The sequence below is a fragment of the Mycetohabitans sp. B46 genome, from assembly GCF_037389205.1.
GTDB lineage: Bacteria > Pseudomonadota > Gammaproteobacteria > Burkholderiales > Burkholderiaceae > Mycetohabitans.
This window is the reverse complement of record NZ_JADBGL010000004.1, coordinates 60,567-79,399: the sequence shown is the minus strand read 5'-3', so window position 1 is coordinate 79,399 and position 18,833 is coordinate 60,567. Positions and strand designations below refer to the sequence as shown.

Annotated in this window: 17 protein-coding genes; 3 read left to right on the top strand and 14 right to left on the bottom strand. The window is 62.0% G+C overall.

Annotation, left to right across the window (positions count from 1 at the left end):
* Positions 1-6: 6 nt before the first annotated feature.
* The 14 genes from lpxA to IHE30_RS05700 form a co-directional block, all read right to left on the bottom strand.
* On the bottom strand, positions 7-795 hold the full coding sequence (lpxA, locus tag IHE30_RS05765) for an acyl-ACP--UDP-N-acetylglucosamine O-acyltransferase (RefSeq protein WP_337689463.1): 789 nt from the start codon (positions 793-795) through the stop codon (positions 7-9).
* A 43-nt stretch (positions 796-838) separates the two neighbouring features.
* Positions 839-1,303 carry a 3-hydroxyacyl-ACP dehydratase FabZ gene (gene fabZ, locus IHE30_RS05760; protein WP_337689462.1) on the bottom strand — a complete coding sequence of 155 codons (465 nt, stop codon included), beginning with the start codon at positions 1,301-1,303 and terminating at the stop codon, positions 839-841.
* A gap of 41 nt (positions 1,304-1,344) precedes the next feature.
* A complete protein-coding gene (gene lpxD, locus IHE30_RS05755; protein WP_337689461.1) occupies positions 1,345-2,460 on the bottom strand; it encodes a UDP-3-O-(3-hydroxymyristoyl)glucosamine N-acyltransferase in 1,116 nt (371 codons plus the stop codon).
* A 17-nt stretch (positions 2,461-2,477) separates the two neighbouring features.
* On the bottom strand, positions 2,478-3,011 hold the full coding sequence (locus tag IHE30_RS05750) for an OmpH family outer membrane protein (RefSeq protein ID WP_337689460.1): 534 nt from the start codon (positions 3,009-3,011) through the stop codon (positions 2,478-2,480).
* Between the two features lie 22 nt (positions 3,012-3,033).
* Positions 3,034-5,337, bottom strand: a complete 2,304-nt coding sequence (gene bamA, locus IHE30_RS05745) for an outer membrane protein assembly factor BamA (RefSeq protein ID WP_337689459.1) — start codon at positions 5,335-5,337, stop codon at positions 3,034-3,036.
* A gap of 66 nt (positions 5,338-5,403) precedes the next feature.
* Positions 5,404-6,768: an RIP metalloprotease RseP gene (rseP, locus tag IHE30_RS05740; RefSeq protein WP_337689458.1), complete on the bottom strand. Its 1,365-nt coding sequence runs from the start codon at positions 6,766-6,768 to the stop codon at positions 5,404-5,406.
* Positions 6,765-7,961: a 1-deoxy-D-xylulose-5-phosphate reductoisomerase gene (locus IHE30_RS05735; protein ID WP_337689612.1), complete on the bottom strand. Its 1,197-nt coding sequence runs from the start codon at positions 7,959-7,961 to the stop codon at positions 6,765-6,767. Before IHE30_RS05735 ends, rseP begins: the two co-directional genes overlap by 4 nt.
* Positions 7,962-7,972: 11 nt before the next feature.
* Entirely contained in the window at positions 7,973-8,788 is an 816-nt protein-coding gene (locus IHE30_RS05730) for a phosphatidate cytidylyltransferase (protein WP_337689457.1), read from the bottom strand.
* Positions 8,782-9,564 carry an isoprenyl transferase gene (locus IHE30_RS05725; RefSeq protein WP_337689456.1) on the bottom strand — a complete coding sequence of 261 codons (783 nt, stop codon included), beginning with the start codon at positions 9,562-9,564 and terminating at the stop codon, positions 8,782-8,784. Before IHE30_RS05725 ends, IHE30_RS05730 begins: the two co-directional genes overlap by 7 nt.
* Before the next feature lie 70 nt (positions 9,565-9,634).
* Positions 9,635-10,195, bottom strand: coding sequence for a ribosome recycling factor (frr, locus tag IHE30_RS05720; protein WP_013435254.1), 561 nt, complete (start codon positions 10,193-10,195; stop codon positions 9,635-9,637).
* Between the two features lie 82 nt (positions 10,196-10,277).
* Positions 10,278-10,991, bottom strand: a complete 714-nt coding sequence (gene pyrH, locus IHE30_RS05715) for a UMP kinase (protein ID WP_337689455.1) — start codon at positions 10,989-10,991, stop codon at positions 10,278-10,280.
* A 243-nt stretch (positions 10,992-11,234) separates the two neighbouring features.
* Positions 11,235-12,116 carry a translation elongation factor Ts gene (gene tsf / locus IHE30_RS05710; RefSeq protein WP_337689454.1) on the bottom strand — a complete coding sequence of 294 codons (882 nt, stop codon included), beginning with the start codon at positions 12,114-12,116 and terminating at the stop codon, positions 11,235-11,237.
* Between the two features lie 198 nt (positions 12,117-12,314).
* On the bottom strand, positions 12,315-13,061 hold the full coding sequence (rpsB, locus tag IHE30_RS05705) for a 30S ribosomal protein S2 (RefSeq protein ID WP_041753484.1): 747 nt from the start codon (positions 13,059-13,061) through the stop codon (positions 12,315-12,317).
* A 236-nt stretch (positions 13,062-13,297) separates the two neighbouring features.
* Positions 13,298-14,317, bottom strand: a complete 1,020-nt coding sequence (locus IHE30_RS05700; protein ID WP_337689453.1) for a hypothetical protein — start codon at positions 14,315-14,317, stop codon at positions 13,298-13,300.
* Between the two features lie 188 nt (positions 14,318-14,505).
* On the opposite strand from IHE30_RS05700, the gene IHE30_RS05695 reads away from it, so the two are divergent.
* The 3 genes from IHE30_RS05695 to IHE30_RS05685 all read left to right on the top strand — a co-directional run bounded on the left by IHE30_RS05695 (position 14,506) and on the right by IHE30_RS05685 (position 18,506).
* A complete protein-coding gene (locus IHE30_RS05695) occupies positions 14,506-14,700 on the top strand; it encodes a hypothetical protein (protein WP_337689452.1) in 195 nt (64 codons plus the stop codon).
* Positions 14,701-14,987: 287 nt separating this feature from the next.
* Positions 14,988-15,794 carry a type I methionyl aminopeptidase gene (gene map / locus IHE30_RS05690; protein WP_337689451.1) on the top strand — a complete coding sequence of 269 codons (807 nt, stop codon included), beginning with the start codon at positions 14,988-14,990 and terminating at the stop codon, positions 15,792-15,794.
* 153 nt (positions 15,795-15,947) lie between these two features.
* Positions 15,948-18,506: a [protein-PII] uridylyltransferase gene (locus IHE30_RS05685; protein ID WP_443193614.1), complete on the top strand. Its 2,559-nt coding sequence runs from the start codon at positions 15,948-15,950 to the stop codon at positions 18,504-18,506.
* Positions 18,507-18,833: the final 327 nt, after the last annotated feature.

Below are 18,833 nucleotides of genomic sequence, written 5' to 3'. Positions count from 1 at the left end.
GATGCATCAGCGAATGATACCGCGCTTGGCGGTCTCGATGAACCGCAGGAACGTTGTGACCGGCTCATCGCCATCACCGCCCTGCGCCGCCAACTCACGCAACTGCGCTTTCGCCTCGTCTAGCGATAAACCGTTTTTATAGACAATCCGGTACGCGGCCCGCAACGCAGAAATCGCATCGGCGGCGAAGCCGCGACGGCGCAGCCCCTCGATGTTGATGCCGTGCGGCTGAGCCTTTTCACCGGCCGCCATCACATACGGCGGCAAGTCCTGCACTAACGCCGACGCGCCACCGAGAAACGCGTGTTCGCCAATGCGCACGAACTGGTGTACACCGGACATGCCGCCAAGGATCGCCCAGTCGCCGACGTTGACGTGTCCGGCAATCTGCGCATTGCTCGAAAATACCGTATGGTTGCCGACCCGGCAATCGTGAGCAATGTGCACATACGCCATGACCCAGTTGTCGTCGCCGATATGGGTGACGCCGTTGTCCTGCGCGGTACCGGTGTGAATCGTCGTGAATTCGCGAATCGTGTTGCGATCGCCGATCTCGAGCCGCGTCGGCTCGCCGGCGTACTTCATGTCCTGCGGCGCACCGCCGAGCGCCGCAAAATGGCCGATCTGGTTATCCTCACCGATCGTCGTATGGCCTTCAATGACCGTGTGCGAACCAACCGTCGTGCGCGCGCCGATGCGCACATGCGCACCAATAACCGCGTACGGGCCGATCTGGACGGTGTCGTCCAGGCTCGCGCCCGCTTCGATGACCGCGGTGGGATGGATACGAGTCATACCTTTGCCCTTGCTTCGTTTTGCGTTGCGAAAACGCCCGCACTCAGGCAACGGAGTCCGTCTGCTTGACCGTGCACATCAAGTCAGCTTCGACCGCCAGCGTCCCTTCGACTTCCGCGCGCCCCTTAAATTTCCAGATGCCCCGCATGTAGCGCTCGAACGAAATATTCAGGATCAGCTGATCGCCTGGTTCAACGACACGCTTGAAACGCGCGTTATCGATGCCGACGAAGTAATATAGGGTCGTGTCCGAATCGTGCGGCTCCTCGGCGAATGTGAGCAATCCAGCGGTCTGCGCGAGCGCCTCCAGGATCAGCACGCCAGGCATCACCGGCCGCGTCGGGAAATGGCCGATGAAATACGGCTCGTTGATCGTCACGTTCTTCAGTGCCTTGATGCGCTTGTGCGGTTCAAGCTCCAGCACGCGGTCAACGAGCAGAATCGGATAGCGATGCGGCAACAGCGTGAAAATCTTGTGGATGTCCAGGTTTATTGTTTCAGTGCTCATGGTGTTTCGGCGCGACTGGGTCGCGCATTGCGTGCAGTGTGTTACGGCCGCTCGCCGGCGTCGCCGCGCAGCGCATGGCCCGCGTCAAGCGCGGCTTCGAGCGTCTTAATACGCTCGCGCAGCTTGTCAATGTTGCGCAGCAGCGCTGCGCTCCTGTTCCAGTCACCGTGGGGCACGGCGGGAAACGCGCTCGTATAGATGCCCGGCTTGAGTAGCGATTTGGAGACCCCAGACTTCGCGGTCACAATCACACGATCGGCGAGCGTAACGTGGCCGGCAATGCCAACCGCGCCGCCGATCATGCAATGGCGACCGATCGTCGTGCTGCCAGCGATACCTGCGCAACCGGCGATCACCGTGTAAGCACCGATCCGGCAGTTGTGCCCGATCTGCACCAGGTTGTCGATTTTCACGCCCTGCTCGATGACCGTATCGGCCATCGCGCCGCGATCAATGGTGGTGTTCGCGCCGATCTCCACGTCCGGGCCCACCGTCACCGCGCCGACCTGCGGTATCTTCACCCATTCACCGGTCTGCTCGTCATCTTCGCCGACGAAGTCCGGCGCAAAGCCGAAGCCATCCGCGCCGATCACCGCACCTGAATGCACGACCACGCGCTCGCCGAGCTGACAGCCATGGTACACGGTCACATTCGGGTACAGGCGCGAATCGTCGCCGATCACCGCACCATAGCCGACGAAAGCATGCGCGTCGATGCGCACGCGCTCGCCGATTATCGCGCCCGCCTCGATCGTCACGTGGGGGCCGATCGTCGCGCTGGCCGCCACCTTCGCGGCGGGGTCCACCACCGCACCCGGATGAATGCCGGCCAGCGCGGCCGGCAGCGCCTGCGCCGCGAACTGTTGTGCCACGCGCGCAAAATACGCATACGGGTTCGGCGTCACGACGAAGGCCGGCCCAGGTGCGGCGCCGGTCATCTCGTACTCGGCGAGCAGCTTGTCCAGATTCGGCTGGCTGATCAATACCGCCGCCGCGCGCGTCGAGCCGGCCTGCGACAAATACTTTGGATTGGCGACAAAAGCAAGCTGGCCGGGGCCCGCGCTGTCCAGCGGCGCGAGACCCGCGATCGTGCGGCCCGCGTCGCCCACGACTGTGCCACCGTAGCGTTGCGTCAACTGGGCTAGCGTCATCGACATGCGCGGCGATACCCCAGTCAATTCGACGTGCCGTTGGCGAGCGCCTTCAGCACCTGGTCTGTGATGTTGATGCGCGGGCTCACGTAGACCGCCTCCTGCACCACCAGATCATAGTGCTGCTGCTCGGCGATCTGCCGGATCGCCTTGTTGGCCCGATCCAGCACGCCAGCCAGTTCCTCATTGCGACGCTGGTTCAGGTCCTCGCGAAACTCGCGCTGCTTGCGTTGGAAGTCCGTATCGAGCTGGGCGAGATCGCGCTGCCGCTGCTGCCGCTCGGACGTGGACATCGACGCACCATTCTTATCTAGGTTGTCGGACATCGCCTTGAGCTTTTGGGCCATCCCCTGCAAGTCGCGGTCGCGCTTGGAGAACTCCTGCTCGAGCTTAGACTGCGCGGACTTGGCCGGCGCCGACTCGCGCAGGATGCGGTCCGAATCAACCGCCGCGATGCGTGCCTCTTGCGCATAGGCGGCCACTGCGGCGCCACCCGCGGACATCGCGAGCACGCCCATTGCGATATAGCGGGAAAATCTTTTAGTCAGCAAAGTCACCTCTCGAGCCGATAAATGTTCGTCAGAATGCCGTACCGATCTGGAACTGGAATTTCTGGTATTGATCGCCATTATGCTTGACCAGCGGGAAGCCCAGGCTCAGCTTCAACGGCCCAATCGGCGAGATCCACGCCAAGCCCAAGCCGTAGCCATAGCGCAAGCCGTTCGCGCCGATACTGTTGCCCTCGGTCCCCCATACGTTACCGCCGTCGAGGAACGTGAACACGCGCAAGGTTCGATCATAGCCCGTCCCGGGCAGCGGGAACGTCAACTCGATGTTGCCCACGATCATCTTCGAGCCGCCGATCGGATCGTTTGTCGCCTTATCGCGCGGACCCAACGAACTCGGCTCGTAGCCACGCACCGACCCGATACCGCCGGCAAAGTAGTTCTTGAAGATTGGGTACGGCTTGCCACCGAGCCCGTTGCCATAGCCGCCTTGCAGGTTCAAGCCCAGCACGAAGCCGCGGGCAAACGAATAGTAGTATTGCGCCTGCAGATCGGCTTTGTAGTACTGCGCCTTGCCGATCGGCGTGCCGTATTCGGCGTTCGCCTGCGTGTAGTAGCCGCGGCTGGGCACCAGCGCGCTGTCGCGCGCGTCGCGCGACCAACCGACGGTGACCGGCACGTTGTTTGACACACGGCCGAACTGGTTCACGTAATCGATGTAGCTTTGCGGCGTCGCCGAGTCGATGTCCAGACGATTCTGCTCGACGCCGGCACCGAAATACACGGTGTCGGCTTCCGAGAACGGAATACCGAATTTTAGATCGCCGCCCGCGGTGATGATCCGGAAGCTCGAATTGGTCGAGTAATACAGCGGCTGGTACGTGCGATAGTAGACGTCGGTGATCCGCTTGATGCCGTCGATCGTGAAGTACGGATCCACCTGCGTGACGGCCAGCGTGCGGTACGTACGAGCGGTGTTCACGTTCACCGACAAGCTCGTGCCGGAGCCGAACACGTTGTCTTGCGACACGCCGGCCGACAGCACGACCTTGTCGGTCGACGAAAAGCCTGCGCCAAGCGTGATCGCGCCGGTTGGCTTCTCGGTCACCTTCACGTCGACATCGACCTGGTCGTTCGTGCCCTCCACCGGCGTCGTCGTCACGTCCACGTCAGTGAAGTAGCCCAGCCGGTTAACCCGATCCTTCGACAGCGTGAGCCGGCGGCTGTCGAACCATGAGCTTTCGAATTGCCGCATCTCGCGGCGGATCACCTCGTCGCGCGTCTTGTTGTTGCCCGTGATGTTCACGCGGCGCACGTAGACGCGCTGGCTCGGATCGACCTGCAGAATCAGGTTGACCGTATGGTGTTCCTGATCGATGTCCGGCTGCGCGTTCACACTGGCAAACGCGTAGCCATACTCACCCAGCTTATCGACGATCGCCTTGGTCGACGCCTGCAGCTTCTCTGCGGAGAACCGGTCGCCCGGCTTCAGCTGCACGAGCTTCGCGAGTTCGGCCTCCTTTTCGAGCAAGTTGCCGGCAAGCTGGATGCGCGATATCTTGTACGGCTCGCCCTCATGCAGCGTGACCGTCAAGTACATATCTTTTTTGTCCGGCGAGATCGACACCTGCGTCGAGTCGATATTGAACTCGAGATAGCCGCGGTTCAAGTAGTACGAGCGGATATTCTCCAGGTCGCCGGTCAGCTTTTCCTTCGAATACAGGTCGGCCTTCGTGTACCACGAGAACCAGTTCGGCGTGGACAACTGCATCTCGTCGCGCAATGTACTGGTCGAGAACGTCTTGTTGCCAATGAAATTGATCTGGCGGATTTTCGCACTGGGTCCCTCGACGACCGAGAACAGGATCGACACACGATTGCGGTCGATCGGCGTGACCGTCGTCTTCACCTCCGCTGCATAGTAGCCGCGCGTCAGATATTGCCGCTTCAGTTCCTGCTCGGCCTTGTCGACCAGCGCCTTGTCGTAATAGCGTCCATTGGACAGGCCGACCGCGCGCAGCGCCTTGGTCAGGTTTTCCTTGTCGAACTCGTGGATGCCGGCGAAGTCGATCGCGCCGATGGCCGCACGCTCTTGCACGTTGACTACTACGACGTCGCTTTGCGCCAGGATCTTGACGTCACTGAAGAAGCCGGTCGCATACAGTGCACGGATGGCCTCCGATCCCTTGTCGTCGGTGAACGTATCGCCTTGCTTGATCGGCAGGTAGGCAAACACAGTGCCCGGCTCCACCCGCTGCAGTCCTTCGAGGCGGATGTCCTTAACGACAAACGGCACCGTAGCATACGCAACTATCCCGTGTGCCGCGAGCATCGCAGCCGCAACCGTCTTAGGAACAAAGCGGTGATGTTTGAACAACTTGCTTCCCCAATGTTTTTGCTGTTGCGATGCATGGCGCGTCACTCGCGCGCACATGGCATCGACTTAGAAATGAATCAGACGTGACAAGTCGTTGAACAACGCGATCGCGGACAATGCAACGATGCACACGAGACCTGCCCTTTGTAAAATCAGTTGCCAGCGTTCCGAAACAGCCTTGCCCGTCGCGGCTTCAACCAGATAATATAACAGATGCCCCCCGTCCAATACCGGAATCGGCAACAGATTCAGCACGCCGAGACTGATACTAACCAGCGCCAGAAACGACGCAAACGACGCAACGCCCAGTTGCGCGCTCTTGCCCGCGTAGTCGGCGATCGTGACCGGTCCGGACAGGTTCTTCAGCGAAGCCTGGCCGCTGAGCATCCGCCAGAACATGCGCACTGAATAAGTTGAGATATCCCACGTGCGCCGCGCCCCTAGCTGCAGGCTTTCCGTTAAGCCGTATTCCACCTTCACGGTCTGCACCTGGGTGGCCATCGCCGCACCGATGCGGCCGACCGCCTGGCCGTCGACCGCATTAAGCCGTTCGTCGGGCACGACATCGATGTCGCGACGCGCACCGTCGCGCTCGATTGTGATCGTTAAATGCTTGAGCGCGTGCGCCTGGATCGCCGCAATGAACGCCTGTGCACCCTGCACCGCCTTGCCGTCGAGCGCAATGACCACATCGCCCGCAGCCAGCCCCGCGCGCTGCGCCGCGCTGTCCGGCTCCACACTGGCCACCCGCAATTTGCCGCCCGGCTCGAAGCCCAGGCGCTCGATAACATCCTCGTCCTGCTCCGCGCGTGCTGCCCGCGACAAATCGACTGGGTAATCGAGCGTATCGTTACCCATCTTGGCCAGCAGCACGATGTTGCGCTGATCGAACTGCGCATCGAGCAGCTTCCAGCGCAAATCGCTCCAGGAGCGCACCGACTCGGTGGTCCCGTCCGGCGCCCGCACCGCCACCACGGTCTCGCCGCCGACGAAGCCGGCGCGCTGCGCGACCGAATCAATGGCAGGTGCCGCCAGCGTGGCCACCGGCTCCTCGACGCCACCCGCGTAGACGCCCGCCAGCAGCACGATCGCCAGCAGGAAATTGGCGAGCGGTCCGCCGGCGACGATGGCCAAGCGCCAGCCGACGGGCTTGCGGTTGAATGCGTGCGGCCGATCCTGCACAGCGATGCGCCTATCGGTATCGCGCTCGTCTAGCATCTTCACGTAGCCGCCGAGCGGCAGCGCACAGAGCGTCCACTCGGTGCCGGTAATCGGGCTGGTCCGGCGCAGCAGCGGGCGGCCAAAGCCGACGGAAAAGCGCAACACCTTGACGCCGGCGGCGCGTGCGATCAGATAATGGCCGAATTCATGCACGACGACTAGGATGCCGATCGCGACAATGAACGAAACCAGTTGAATGAGCAAACTCATGCGACCCTCGTTGCAATATGCCGCATGTGACGGGCCAGCGCCTCTTGCGCCGCACGGCGAGCCCGCGCATCAACGTCGAGCACCGCATCCAGCGTCGTTGCAACATCGGCCTGGACTTGCTCGAGCACATCGCCGACGACTGCCGCGATCGCGGTAAATCCGATGTGTCGCGCAAGAAACGCTTCGACCGCAACTTCGTTCGCCGCGTTCAATACCGTGCTCGCCGAACCGCCGTCGCGCAATGCCTGCAGCGCGAGCGCCAGACACGGAAAACGCTCGTAGTCGGGCGGCTCGAAGGTCAGCGTCGCCACCTGCGCCAGATCCAGTTGCTCGACGCCCGACACGATTCGCGTCGGAAACGCCAGTGCATGAGCGATCGGCGTGCGCATATCGGGATGGCCTAGTTGCGCGAGTGTCGAGCCATCCGCATACGACACCAGCGAATGGATCACACTTTGCGGATGAATCAACACGTCGATCTGCTCGGGCCGCAAATCGAACAGCCAACGCGCCTCGATCACCTCGAGGCCCTTGTTCATCATCGTGGCCGAATCGACCGAGATTTTGCGCCCCATGACCCAGTTCGGATGCTTGCACGCCTGCTCCGGCGTCACGTCAACCAGCGTAGCCGGTTCACGCAGCCGGAATGGACCGCCGGACGCGGTCAGCTGGATTCGGGTCACGGCGCCGCGCTGCCCAGGCTCGCGCGGAAAGCACTGGAAAATGGCGTTGTGCTCACTGTCAACGGGCAGCAGCGCGGCGCCACTGGCATAAACCGCGTCCATGAACAATGCGCCGGACATCACCAGCGCCTCCTTGTTCGCGAGCAAGATCCGCTTACCGGCACGCGCCGCCGCCAGCGTCGGCTCCAGCCCAGCCGCGCCCACAATGGCGGCGACCACCGTATTGCAGGCGGTGTCCGACGCGGCGGCGGCCAGTGCGTCGCGGCCGTAGTCAACGCGCGTCGCACAGCCCGCCTCGCGCAGCCGCGCCTGCAACTGTGCGGCCGTTTGCGCATCACCAACCACCGCAATGCGTGGCGCGAAGCGCACGCATTGCTCAGCGAGTTTTTCCCAGTTGCGGTGCGCGGTCAACGCATGGAGCGAAAATCGATCCGGATGCCGGGCGATCACGTCCAGTGTGCTATCGCCGATCGAGCCCGTCGAGCCCAGCAGGGTCACACAATGTTGCATCATCAATGATTTCAGCTCAAAAGCAGCATCGCCAACGGCAGCACGGGCAGCAGCGCATCGATCCGGTCCAGCACACCGCCATGGCCGGGCAGTAACTGGCTCGAGTCCTTCACGCCGGCCTGGCGCTTCAACAGCGACTCGAACAAGTCGCCGACGATGCTGGAAGCGACCAGCACGCTCAGCGCGAGCGCCGCGCCCACCATGCCGAGGCGCCCGACCAGTGCGCTGGACACGGTTGGCACGCCTAGATGCGCGGCAAGCGCAAGCGCCGCGACCACGACAACCGATAGCCATCCGCCGATCGCCCCTTCCCATGTCTTACCCGGACTGATCGTCGGCGCCAGCTTATGCCGGCCAAAGCGCCTACCCGCAAAGTACGCGCCGATATCGGCAAGCCAGACGATCAGCAGCAGTGACAATACGAATACGGCGCCGGTCGCGCGCGCGACCACCAACGCATGCCAGCACGCGACGAATAGCACCAGGCCGGCTGCTAGCAGGAAACCACGCCACGTGCCACCGGCCAGCGCCGGCTTGCGCAGCAGCGCGAACGGCGCAGCGGCCACCCAGAACACCGCGGCCGCCCGCGATATCGCGTCACCGCGCGGCGCGCCCGCGAATACGTAGGCAACCAGCACCACACCAGCCAGCGCCGCATAGGCGAACGGCCAGACGCCCGGCAACTTTAACAGCCTGGCCCATTCCCATGCGGCAAACACCAGCACAAAGCCGATCAGCGCACCGAAACCGCCCAACGGCGCAAATAGCGTAACGGGCAGTAAAACGGCCAGCAGGACGATCGCCGTCACGACACGGGTTTTTAGCATGAAAGCGAATCGACGTTTTGCGACTGCCGGGTGAGTTGGGCGCTGGTGCGCCCGAAGCGCCGTTCGCGCTCGCGGTACGAGGCAATCGCCTTACCCAATTCCGCATCATTAAAGTCCGGCCAGAACACGTCAGTGAAATACAATTCGGTATAAGCTAGCTGCCACAGCAAAAAATTGCTGACGCGCTGCTCCCCGCCGGTGCGAATGAATAAGTCCGGCTCCGGCGCATACGCCATCGCCAAGTGTTGCGCGAAGCTCGCCTCGTCCACCTTCTGCATCGCGCCCGCATCCACGCATTGCTGCGCAATCTTGCGCGTGGCCTGCAAGATGTCCCACCGGCCGCCATAATTCGCTGCGATGGTCAGTGTCAAACCGGTATTGGCTGCCGTCTTGGCTTGCGCGCGGCGCACGAGTTCCTGAATCCGAGGCTCGAACATCGACAAGTCGCCGACTACGCGCAGCCGGATGCCATTCGTATGCAGGCGAGCAATTTCACGCTCGAGCGCGCTGATGAACAGGCGCATCAGGAACGATACCTCGTCGACCGGCCGCCGCCAGTTCTCGGAACTGAACGCAAATAGCGTCAGGAATTCGACGCCACGCGCCGCGCACGCCTCGACGATTGTGCGCACCGCATCGAGCCCCTTGGTATGGCCCGCAACGCGCGGCAGCCGTCTGCGCTGCGCCCAACGGCCATTGCCATCCATGATGATCGCGATGTGCCGCGGCACGTCCGTGACAGTCGGGGTGCACACAGTGGAACTGGTATAGGTCATTGTCTCGTCATTGCGCCTCGGCCAGCGACGATGCAAAGTAAGCGGCGGCGCCCAAGGCACCGCCGTCGCGTCACACCGTCATGATTTCCGTTTCTTTGGTCTGAACCAACTTCTCAATCTCGGCGACGAATTTGTCGGTCAGCTTCTGAACTTCGTCTTGCGCTCGGCGTTCATCATCCTCGGAGATGTCCTTGTCCTTCAGCAGCTTTTTCAACTGATCGTTCGCGTCGCGGCGCAGGTTACGCACTGCCACCTTCGCGCTTTCGCCTTCCGACTTCACGACCTTGGTCAGCTCGCGGCGACGCTCTTCGGTCAGCGCCGGCATCGGCACACGGATCAAGTCGCCTTGCGTCGCCGGGTTCAGGCCGAGATCCGACTCACGGATCGCCTTCTCGACGACCGCGACCATCTTCTTCTCCCACGGCTGCACGCCAATCGTACGGGCATCGACCAGTGTCAGGTTGGCGACCTGCGAGATCGGTACATTTGAGCCGTAGTAGTCGACCTGGATATGGTCGAGCAAGCCTGTATGGGCGCGCCCCGTGCGGATCTTCGCCAGATCGCTCTTAAACGCCTCTAACGAGCGCTGCATCTTCTGCTCCGCGCCCTTCTTGATGTCTGCGACAGTCATTCAAACCTCCGAAACGATGTGGTCGGATGCCGGCCGGCCGTGTGCGAATGGCCACGCCGGGCATTCGTCCCACCCTGCAAGTTTACACGTGCACCAGCGTGCCCTCGTCATCGCCTTGCACGATGCGCTTCAGGGCGCCGGGCTTATTGATCGAGAATACTCGGATCGGCAGCTTCTGGTCGCGGCACAGCGCGAACGCCGTCGCATCCATCACCTGCAGATTGCGGCTGATCGCCTCATCGAAGCTGATCATCGCATAACGCGTGGCCGTCGGGTCCTTCTTCGGGTCGGCGGAGTAGACGCCATCGACCTTGGTGGCCTTGAGCACCACTTCCGCGCCGACCTCCGCGCCGCGCAGCGCGGCGGCGGTGTCCGTGGTGAAAAACGGATTGCCCGTGCCGGCCGCAAAAATGACGACGCGCCCTTCCTCCAACTGCCGAATCGCGCGTGGCCGAATATAGGGCTCGACCACTTGGTCCATCCGCAACGCGGACTGCACACGCGCCTCGATGCCTGCATGGCGCATCGCATCCTGCAGCGCTAATGCATTCATCATCGTCGCGAGCATTCCCATGTAGTCCGCCGTCGCGCGATCCATGCCTGCCGCGCCACCCGCTACGCCCCGAAAGATATTGCCGCCGCCGATCACGACTGCGAGTTGGGCACCCAGGTTCACCACGTCAACGATATCCGCGACGATTCGCTCGATCGTCATGCGATTAATGCCGAACGCATCATCGCCCATCAGGGCTTCGCCGGAGAGTTTGAGCAGCAGGCGTTTGTAGACAGTTGACATGGAAGGTATCCGTTCGCGCCGAAAAGGACTTCAGAACTGTATGAGGGAAATGCGTTACGGATCAAGCACTGCAAAGCGCATCGCGCCGTCCGACGCTCACCCGGTCGCATGCGAGGCGCCGGCACGGCAGCGGATCGTCTCGCCGGCCGAAGGACACCCCGCGTGGGCGGGGCCCTGGCAACACGGCCTCGCTGCGAGCGCGGCGCCACACCTGGATGGGCGTGCTACCGCTGCCGCAACGACTTACTGCTTCTGCGCAGCGGCGACCTGCGCGGCCACTTCGGCTGCAAAGTCATCTTGACGCTTTTCGATGCCTTCGCCGACGACGAACAGCGCAAAGCGCTGCACCGTCGTATTCGCGGCCTTGAGCATCTGCTCGACGGTCTGCTTATCGTTCTTCACGAATGGCTGATTCAGCAGCGACACCTCCTTCAGGTACTTTTGCACGCTGCCTTCAACCATCTTCGCGACGATCTCGGCTGGCTTGCCCGACTCGGCCGCCTTCTGTTCAGCGATGCTGCGCTCTTTCGCGATCAGCTCAGCTGGCACGTCAGCCGACGACAGCGACACCGGCTTCATCGCGGCGATGTGCATCGCAACGTCCTTGCCGACCTGCTCATCGGCGCCGTCGTATTCGACCAGCACACCGATGCGCGTGCCATGTAGGTAAGATGCCAGCTTATGCGCGGTCTCAAAGCGCGAAAAACGGCGGATCGTCATGTTTTCGCCGATTTTGCCAACCAGCGCAACCCGCACTGCATCGACCGTCGAGCCGTCCAGCGACAGCGCGGACAGCGCCGCGACGTCGGCCGGATTCTGCGTGGCGACTAATTCCGCGACCTTGTTTGAGAAAGCGATAAAATCCTCGTTCTTTGCGACGAAGTCCGTCTCGCAGTTCAATTCGACCAACGCGCCGGCGCCATCGCCAATGAACGACACGATCACGCCTTCCGCGGTCACGCGCGCCGCCGCCTTGCTCGCCTTATTGCCAAGTTTCACACGCAGCAGCTCTTCGGCGCGAGCCATGTCGCCGTCGGCCTCGATCAACGCCTTCTTGCATTCCATCATCGGTGCATCGGTCTTCGCGCGCAGTTCTGCAACCATGCTTGCGGTAATTGCCGCCATTGTTCGCTCCTGTCAATCTGTCGGACTATTCCGGTTGTCCACATGCCGCGTGGACACCGCGCGCGGCCACGATCCGTTATTCCACTACGCCGTGGCGCGCAAGCTGCGCGCCACGGCGGCACCTGGGTCGGGAACCGCGCTAGCTAAAAAAAAGGGGCTCAGTGAAGCCCCCTTGTCTGGCTGGTCGCTGAGGCAGGGTTACGCCTGCTCGTTGACCTCGACGAACTCGTCGTCGCCACGGGTCGACTGCACGACATCGTTCAGCGCATTCGCGCGGCCTTCGAGAATCGCATCGGCGACGCCCTGCGCGTACAATACGACCGCCTTGCTCGCGTCGTCGTTACCCGGAATTACATAGTCGACGCCATCTGGCGAGTGGTTCGTGTCGACGACCGCAATAACCGGCACGCCGAGCTTTTTCGCCTCAGTGACGGCAATCTTGTGGTAACCGACGTCGATCACGAAGATCGCATCCGGAATGCCGCCCATGTCCTTCACGCCGCCAATCGACTTTTGCAGCTTGGCCATCTCGCGCTCGAACATCAGCGCTTCTTTCTTGCTCATCTTCTCGACTTCGCCGGACTCGATCGCCGCTTCCATGTCCTTGAGCTTCTTGATCGACGTCTTCAGCGTCTTGAAGTTCGTCAACATCCCGCCGAGCCAGCGGTTGTTCACGTACGGCATGCCAGCGCGTGCCGCTTCCTCTGCAATCGTGTCACGCGACTGGCGCTTCGTGCCGACGAACAAGATCGTGCCCCGATTTGCCGCCAACTGACGCACGTACTTCAGCGCGTCGTTGTACATCGGCAGCGTCTTTTCGAGGTTGATGATGTGGATCTTGTTGCGGTGACCGAAGATGAATGGCGCCATCTTCGGGTTCCAGAAGCGGGTCTGGTGACCGAAGTGTACACCCGCTTCCAACATTTGACGCATCGTCACTGCCATGAAATTCTCCACGAAGGGTTGAGTCTGAAACCGGTTGCCGCATCCGCGCCTCTATCGCGCGAACACCCTTGGACGCACCGGTTTGTGATTTAGCCGACTGCAAATCGACTAGCCTAGTATAATAGCATGCGTATAAGACGTCCTTCAAGCACGCCGGTTGCACGAGCACGGTATCATCAGCGCAGTCGGATCGATTCATGCGCGCGCTTTGCCGTAGTCCGCTGCGCGTGCCGATGTTATTCTTCCAGGTAATCCAGCAATTCGGCGCGCGCATCCTCGCTGAGCGGATTGCGTTCAACGAATGCCAAGATCGCGTTTTTTGCGCTTTCCCATTGCTGCGCAGGCAAGAACGGGATAAATCGGTCGTCCATTTCCTCGAGCACAAGCAGCACGTCCGCTTCATCACCGCCGTCAAGCAAACGCAGTCCACGCTGCCATAACTGGCTTGACAGCGCGTCGTTCAACTTCGTCGTGCTCGCGAGCAGCCCGAGTGCCACCCAAATGCGATGCTCGGGCAGCGCGCGTTGAATGGCCGGCTCCAGTAGCAATAACTCATGCGCATGTTGTTCTATCGGCAATACCGCGAGCGCGGACGGCAGGTAGTGTAGTGCCTCGCCCAATTGGTGATCGGGCAGCGATAGCGTCAAGTGTCGCAGATCCGCATAGTGCACGGCTCTGTGCTCGGCGGGCAACGCCCATATCATGTTAGCTAGCATGCCGATCACTGCACCTCGGTATGACGCGGGTAGGCGTTGCACCCATTGCTGCAATATCCGGTAATACTCGATGGTTTTCGTCTCCGCATGCGCGTCGCTGTGGAGGCCAGGCAGGAGTTCCGCCAACTCCACGAGCAGATCGGCCTGGCTAGCCGCATCCAACGCGGGAAGCCGATTCAAAAAAGCTTGATATTCGCTTTCGTACCGCGCCGCACCGATCGACCAGCATCTAAGCAGCGATGCCACAGCGGCCCAGGTGCTACCTCGTTCATGGCTGCGTTGTTCGGCGTCTGCATACGCAAATTCATATAAAGGGCGTTGTAGCCGGTCAGAAAAATTGAGTATGGACCGGATCATGTCTTTTTGTATTTGCAAGCCTTGCCGCGGCACACGGCCGGCGGCCTCGAAAAACCGTTGGAACGCCGCTAACTGCTGCGCTTCCGGCAGGTCCGATAAGCGCGGCCACAGTGCGTCAAGCGGCTCGGTGCGCAACGTCGGCTCGATGTGAATACGCTCGATTTCAGCAAGCAATTGCTGCATCGACGCCAGATCCATTTCACGGGCAGAGTAGGCCCGCCGACAGCAAAGCCAACTCAGCCGCCTTTCGTGCAATCCGTGGTATGTCCGCCTGTCCACAGTCGACAAGTGGCCCATATCGTTGAAAGGTATGTGGGCGGCCAACTGCTGAATGATCTCGGGCGGCAAGTCGTGGTACGTCGTCGGACGGCTTGTCCGGTTCGTCCCCCAATGCATCATCGGACGGCTTGCCGAGCCAGCCGCTGCCGCTGCATCTGTCGTCGCGCTTGGCTGCCCGCCTGCGCTCTCAGGTACCGTCAGGCCAGGAGGATAAGGCGGTGCGGCTGCAGCAGGATAACCAGCTTGCTGGCTTTCCGTTGCATATAAAGCGGCTTGAATGTTGTTAATCGTGGAGTTTGGATCGTAATCCATTGGCAAGCTCATTCGGTTATGCATCGAGGACGAGCATGGAAAGGGATATCGAGGCGCTTCAGGCCCACGCCATAGTCATCGCCAAAACATCACGCATACGCTAGCACATCCCTTGACCGGTCTTAGTGCTGCAGCATTTCTCGACATCCTGCCCCATTTTACTGATGGTGACGCTCCGCCGTGCGTGCGAGCCCCTGTGGGCGCGCAGCGAAGATGCGATAATGTGGCACAACTTCATGCCATTTACCCAACGTGGTCCCTTATGACCGTCACGATTAAAACCGAACACGACATCGCAAAGATGCGCGTCGCCTGCCGCCTTGCGAGCGAAGTGCTTGATTACATCACGCCTTTCATCCAGCCCGGCATCACCACCGGCGAGCTCGACCGGCTCTGCCACGAATACATGGTCAAGGAGCAGCACACCGTGCCCGCGCCGCTGAACTACCAGCCGCCCGGCTATCCGCCGTATCCGAAAGCCACCTGCATCTCCGTCAACGATGTGATTTGCCACGGTATCCCCGGCGACAAACAATTAAAGAACGGCGACACGCTGAACATCGACATCACGGTGATTAAGGACGGTTACTTTGGCGACACGAGCCGCATGTTCATTGTCGGCGAAGGATCGATCTTAGCCAAGCGGCTCGTGCAGGTCACGTATGAATGCATGTGGCTCGGCATTGAGCAGGTGCGGCCCGGCGCGCATCTGGGCGACATTGGGCACGCAATCCAGCGGCACGCCGAAGCACACGGCTACAGTGTTGTGCGCGAATATTGCGGCCACGGCATTGGCACTGTGTTCCATGAGGACCCGCAGATCCTGCACTACGGTCGCCCTGGCGCGGGCGTGCAGCTCCAGCCGAGCATGATCTTTACGGTCGAGCCGATGATTAATGCGGGGCGCCGCGACATCCGCACGATGCCGGACAAGTGGACCGTCAAGACGCGCGATCGCAGCTTGTCCGCGCAATGGGAACACACGGTGCTGGTTACACAAACCGGCTACGAAGTGCTAACCGTGTCGGCCGGCACGCCAGCCAAACCGACGATTGCTGGCACCGCGTGAGTCGGCGTACCGCCCCACACTGGCCGCCACGCCGATGCGCCGTCACACGCCGCCTGCCTCGCGTCATCATACGGAGTCGGCATCCCGACTCCGCGCAGCGCCACCTGCCGCGCCCGATTCGATGACACAGGCTTGCCCATGAGTGCCTGCGTTATGTCCACCGTGCCCCCCTCGTCGCTGAAAAACGAATTTACGGCAGCCAAGGCCCAATTGCTTAAACGGTTCGCGCATGCCGGCAACGTCGACACGCTGATGCGCTCGCTCGCGCGGCGGGTCGATGGCGCGCTCGTCGATGCATGGCAGGCGTGCGCAATGCCGCCAGCATTGACGCTGCTTGCTGTGGGCGGCTACGGGCGCGACGCGCTCGCGCCGCATTCCGACATCGACATTCTAGTACTGCTCGACGACGAGCCCGACGAAAACCTGCGGGCCAGTATTGAGCGCTTTATTAGGCTGGCGTGGGACCTGGGGCTTGAACTAGGCAGTAGCGTGCGCACCGTCGAGCAGTGCATCGACGAGGCGCGTCAGGACGTCACCGTGCAAACGTCGCTGCTCGAAGCGCGCAGGGTCGTTGGCAACATCACGCTGCAGCAGGCGTTCCTCGCGCGCTTTTACGAAACGCTCGATCCGCGCGCATTCTTTACTGCAAAAATGCTCGAGATGCGCCAGCGGCACGCGAAATTCCAAGATTCGCCATATAGCCTCGAGCCCAACTGCAAGGAAAGTCCCGGGGGCTTGCGTGACTTGCAGTTGATCCTATGGATCACGCGCGCCGCCGGCTTCGGCCACAGCTGGCAGGCGCTCGAGGCGCGCGGACTGATTACCGTGCGCGAAAGCCGCGAGCTGCGGCGCAACGAGCAATTTCTGAAAACGCTGCGCGCCCGGCTGCACGTGCTCGCCGGACGACGCCAGGACGTTCTCACGTTCGACCTGCAGACCGCACTGGCCGAGGCATTGGGCTACCGGTGCACGCGCGACAAGCGCGCCAGCGAGCAATTGATGCGGCGCTACTACTGGGCCGCCAAGGCGGTCACGCAACTGGCCACCATTCTGATTCAGAACGTCGAGGCACAACTCTTCCCGCGGACTAGCGGTGTCACACGTCACTTGTCCGAGCACTTCGTCGAGAAACAGGGCATGCTGGAAATCGTCGATGACGACGTGTTCCAGCGCACCCCCAACGCGATCCTAGAGGCATTTCTACTGTACGAGCAGGCGCGAGGGGTCAAAGGTCTGTCCGCCCGGACACTGCGCGCGCTGTACAACGCGCGGGAGATCATGGACCGAAACTGGCGTCGCGACCCGCACAACCGCCGCTTGTTCATGGAGATCCTGCAGCAGCCGGAAGGTATCACGCACGCACTGCGGCTGATGAACCAGACGAGCGTGCTCGGGTGCTATCTGCTCAATTTCCGCCGCATCGTCGGCCAAATGCAGCATGATCTGTATCACGTGTACACGGTCGACCAGCACATCCTGATGGTGCTGCGCAATATCCGGCGCTTCGCGATCGCAGAGCATGCGCACGAGTACCCGTTCTGTAGCCAGCTGTTCGCCAATTTCGAGCGACCGTGGGTGCTGTATATCGCTGCGCTGTTCCACGACATCGCGAAAGGCCGCGGCGGCGATCATTCGAAGCTGGGCATGACCGACGCCCGACGCTTTTGCCGCGAGCACGGCGTGAGCCCGCAGGATGCCGCGCTGGTCGTCTGGCTCGTCGAGCATCATCTGACGATGAGCCAGGTCGCCCAGAAGCAAGACACGTCCGACCCGGCCGTGATCGGCCGTTTCGCCACCCTCGTGCATGACGAGCGCCGGCTCACCGCACTGTACTTGCTGACCGTGGCGGATATCCGCGGTACCAGCCCGAAGGTCTGGAACGCGTGGAAAGGCAAGCTGCTCGAAGACCTGTACCGGGTCACGCTAAACGTGCTGGGGGGCGCCCGGCCGGACCAGCACGCCGAACTACGCGCGCGCAAGGACGAAGCGCTCGCGCTGCTACGGCTGCAAACGGTGCCGGACGGCGCGCATCAAGCGCTGTGGGACCAACTCGACGTCGGCTACTTTCTGCGCCATGACGCGGCTGACATCGCATGGCAGACCCGCGTGCTTTATCGACACGTCCACTGTGCTGCCCCGATCGTGCGGGCGCGGCCATCGCCGATCGGCGACGGATTACAGGTGCTCGTCTACTTGCAGGACCGGCCCGACCTGTTCGCCGGCATTTGCGCGTATTTCGAGCACAGCGGTCTGTCCGTGCTTGATGCGCGGGTGAGCACTACGCGGCATGGCTACGCGCTGGACAACTTCCTGGTGGTCAGCACTGACGAAGGCGTGCACTACCGCGACATCGCCAACCTCGTCGAGCAACAACTCGCCGCACGGTTCACTTCGCCCGACCTGTTGCCCGAGCCGGCCAAGGGCCGCCTGTCACGCCTGTCGCGTACCTTCCCGATCACGCCGCGCGTCGATCTGCGCGCCGACGAACGGGGCCAGTACTATTTGTTATCGATTTCCGCCAACGACCGGCTTGGGCTGCTGTATGGGATCGCGCGCGTGCTGGCCGACCATCGCGTCGGCGTGCGGGCCGCCCGAATCAACACGCTCGGCGAGCGGGTCGAGGACATTTTCCTGCTTGATGGCAACGGCTTAGCTGACAGCCGCAAGCAGATCCAACTTGAAACCGAACTACTGCGCGCAATCGCAGTTTAAATCTTATGCGCGTCAAGCTTACCGCAAAACATCCTCGACCAGACTCACCGTCGCGACAACCGGTACGGCCCGGGGCGAAGCGCGACGCAACCCGGCGCGCCGCCGCGCAGGCCCCGCGGGAAAGCCGCGACGCCGACCAGCGTGCGCCGGCTGGGCGTCGCCCCACCCCTCAACCGGTCCCGCCCGTCGGCGGTAACACCACGACAGCCGGCAAGCGGCACGGGAGCGTGCGCGCCGACAAGCCAGGCAACGCCACCGCGCCGCGCCGAACGACGGCCGGGGCACCTGCCCGCGCGGACTCGGGCGGCCGAGCTGACGCGCGCGACG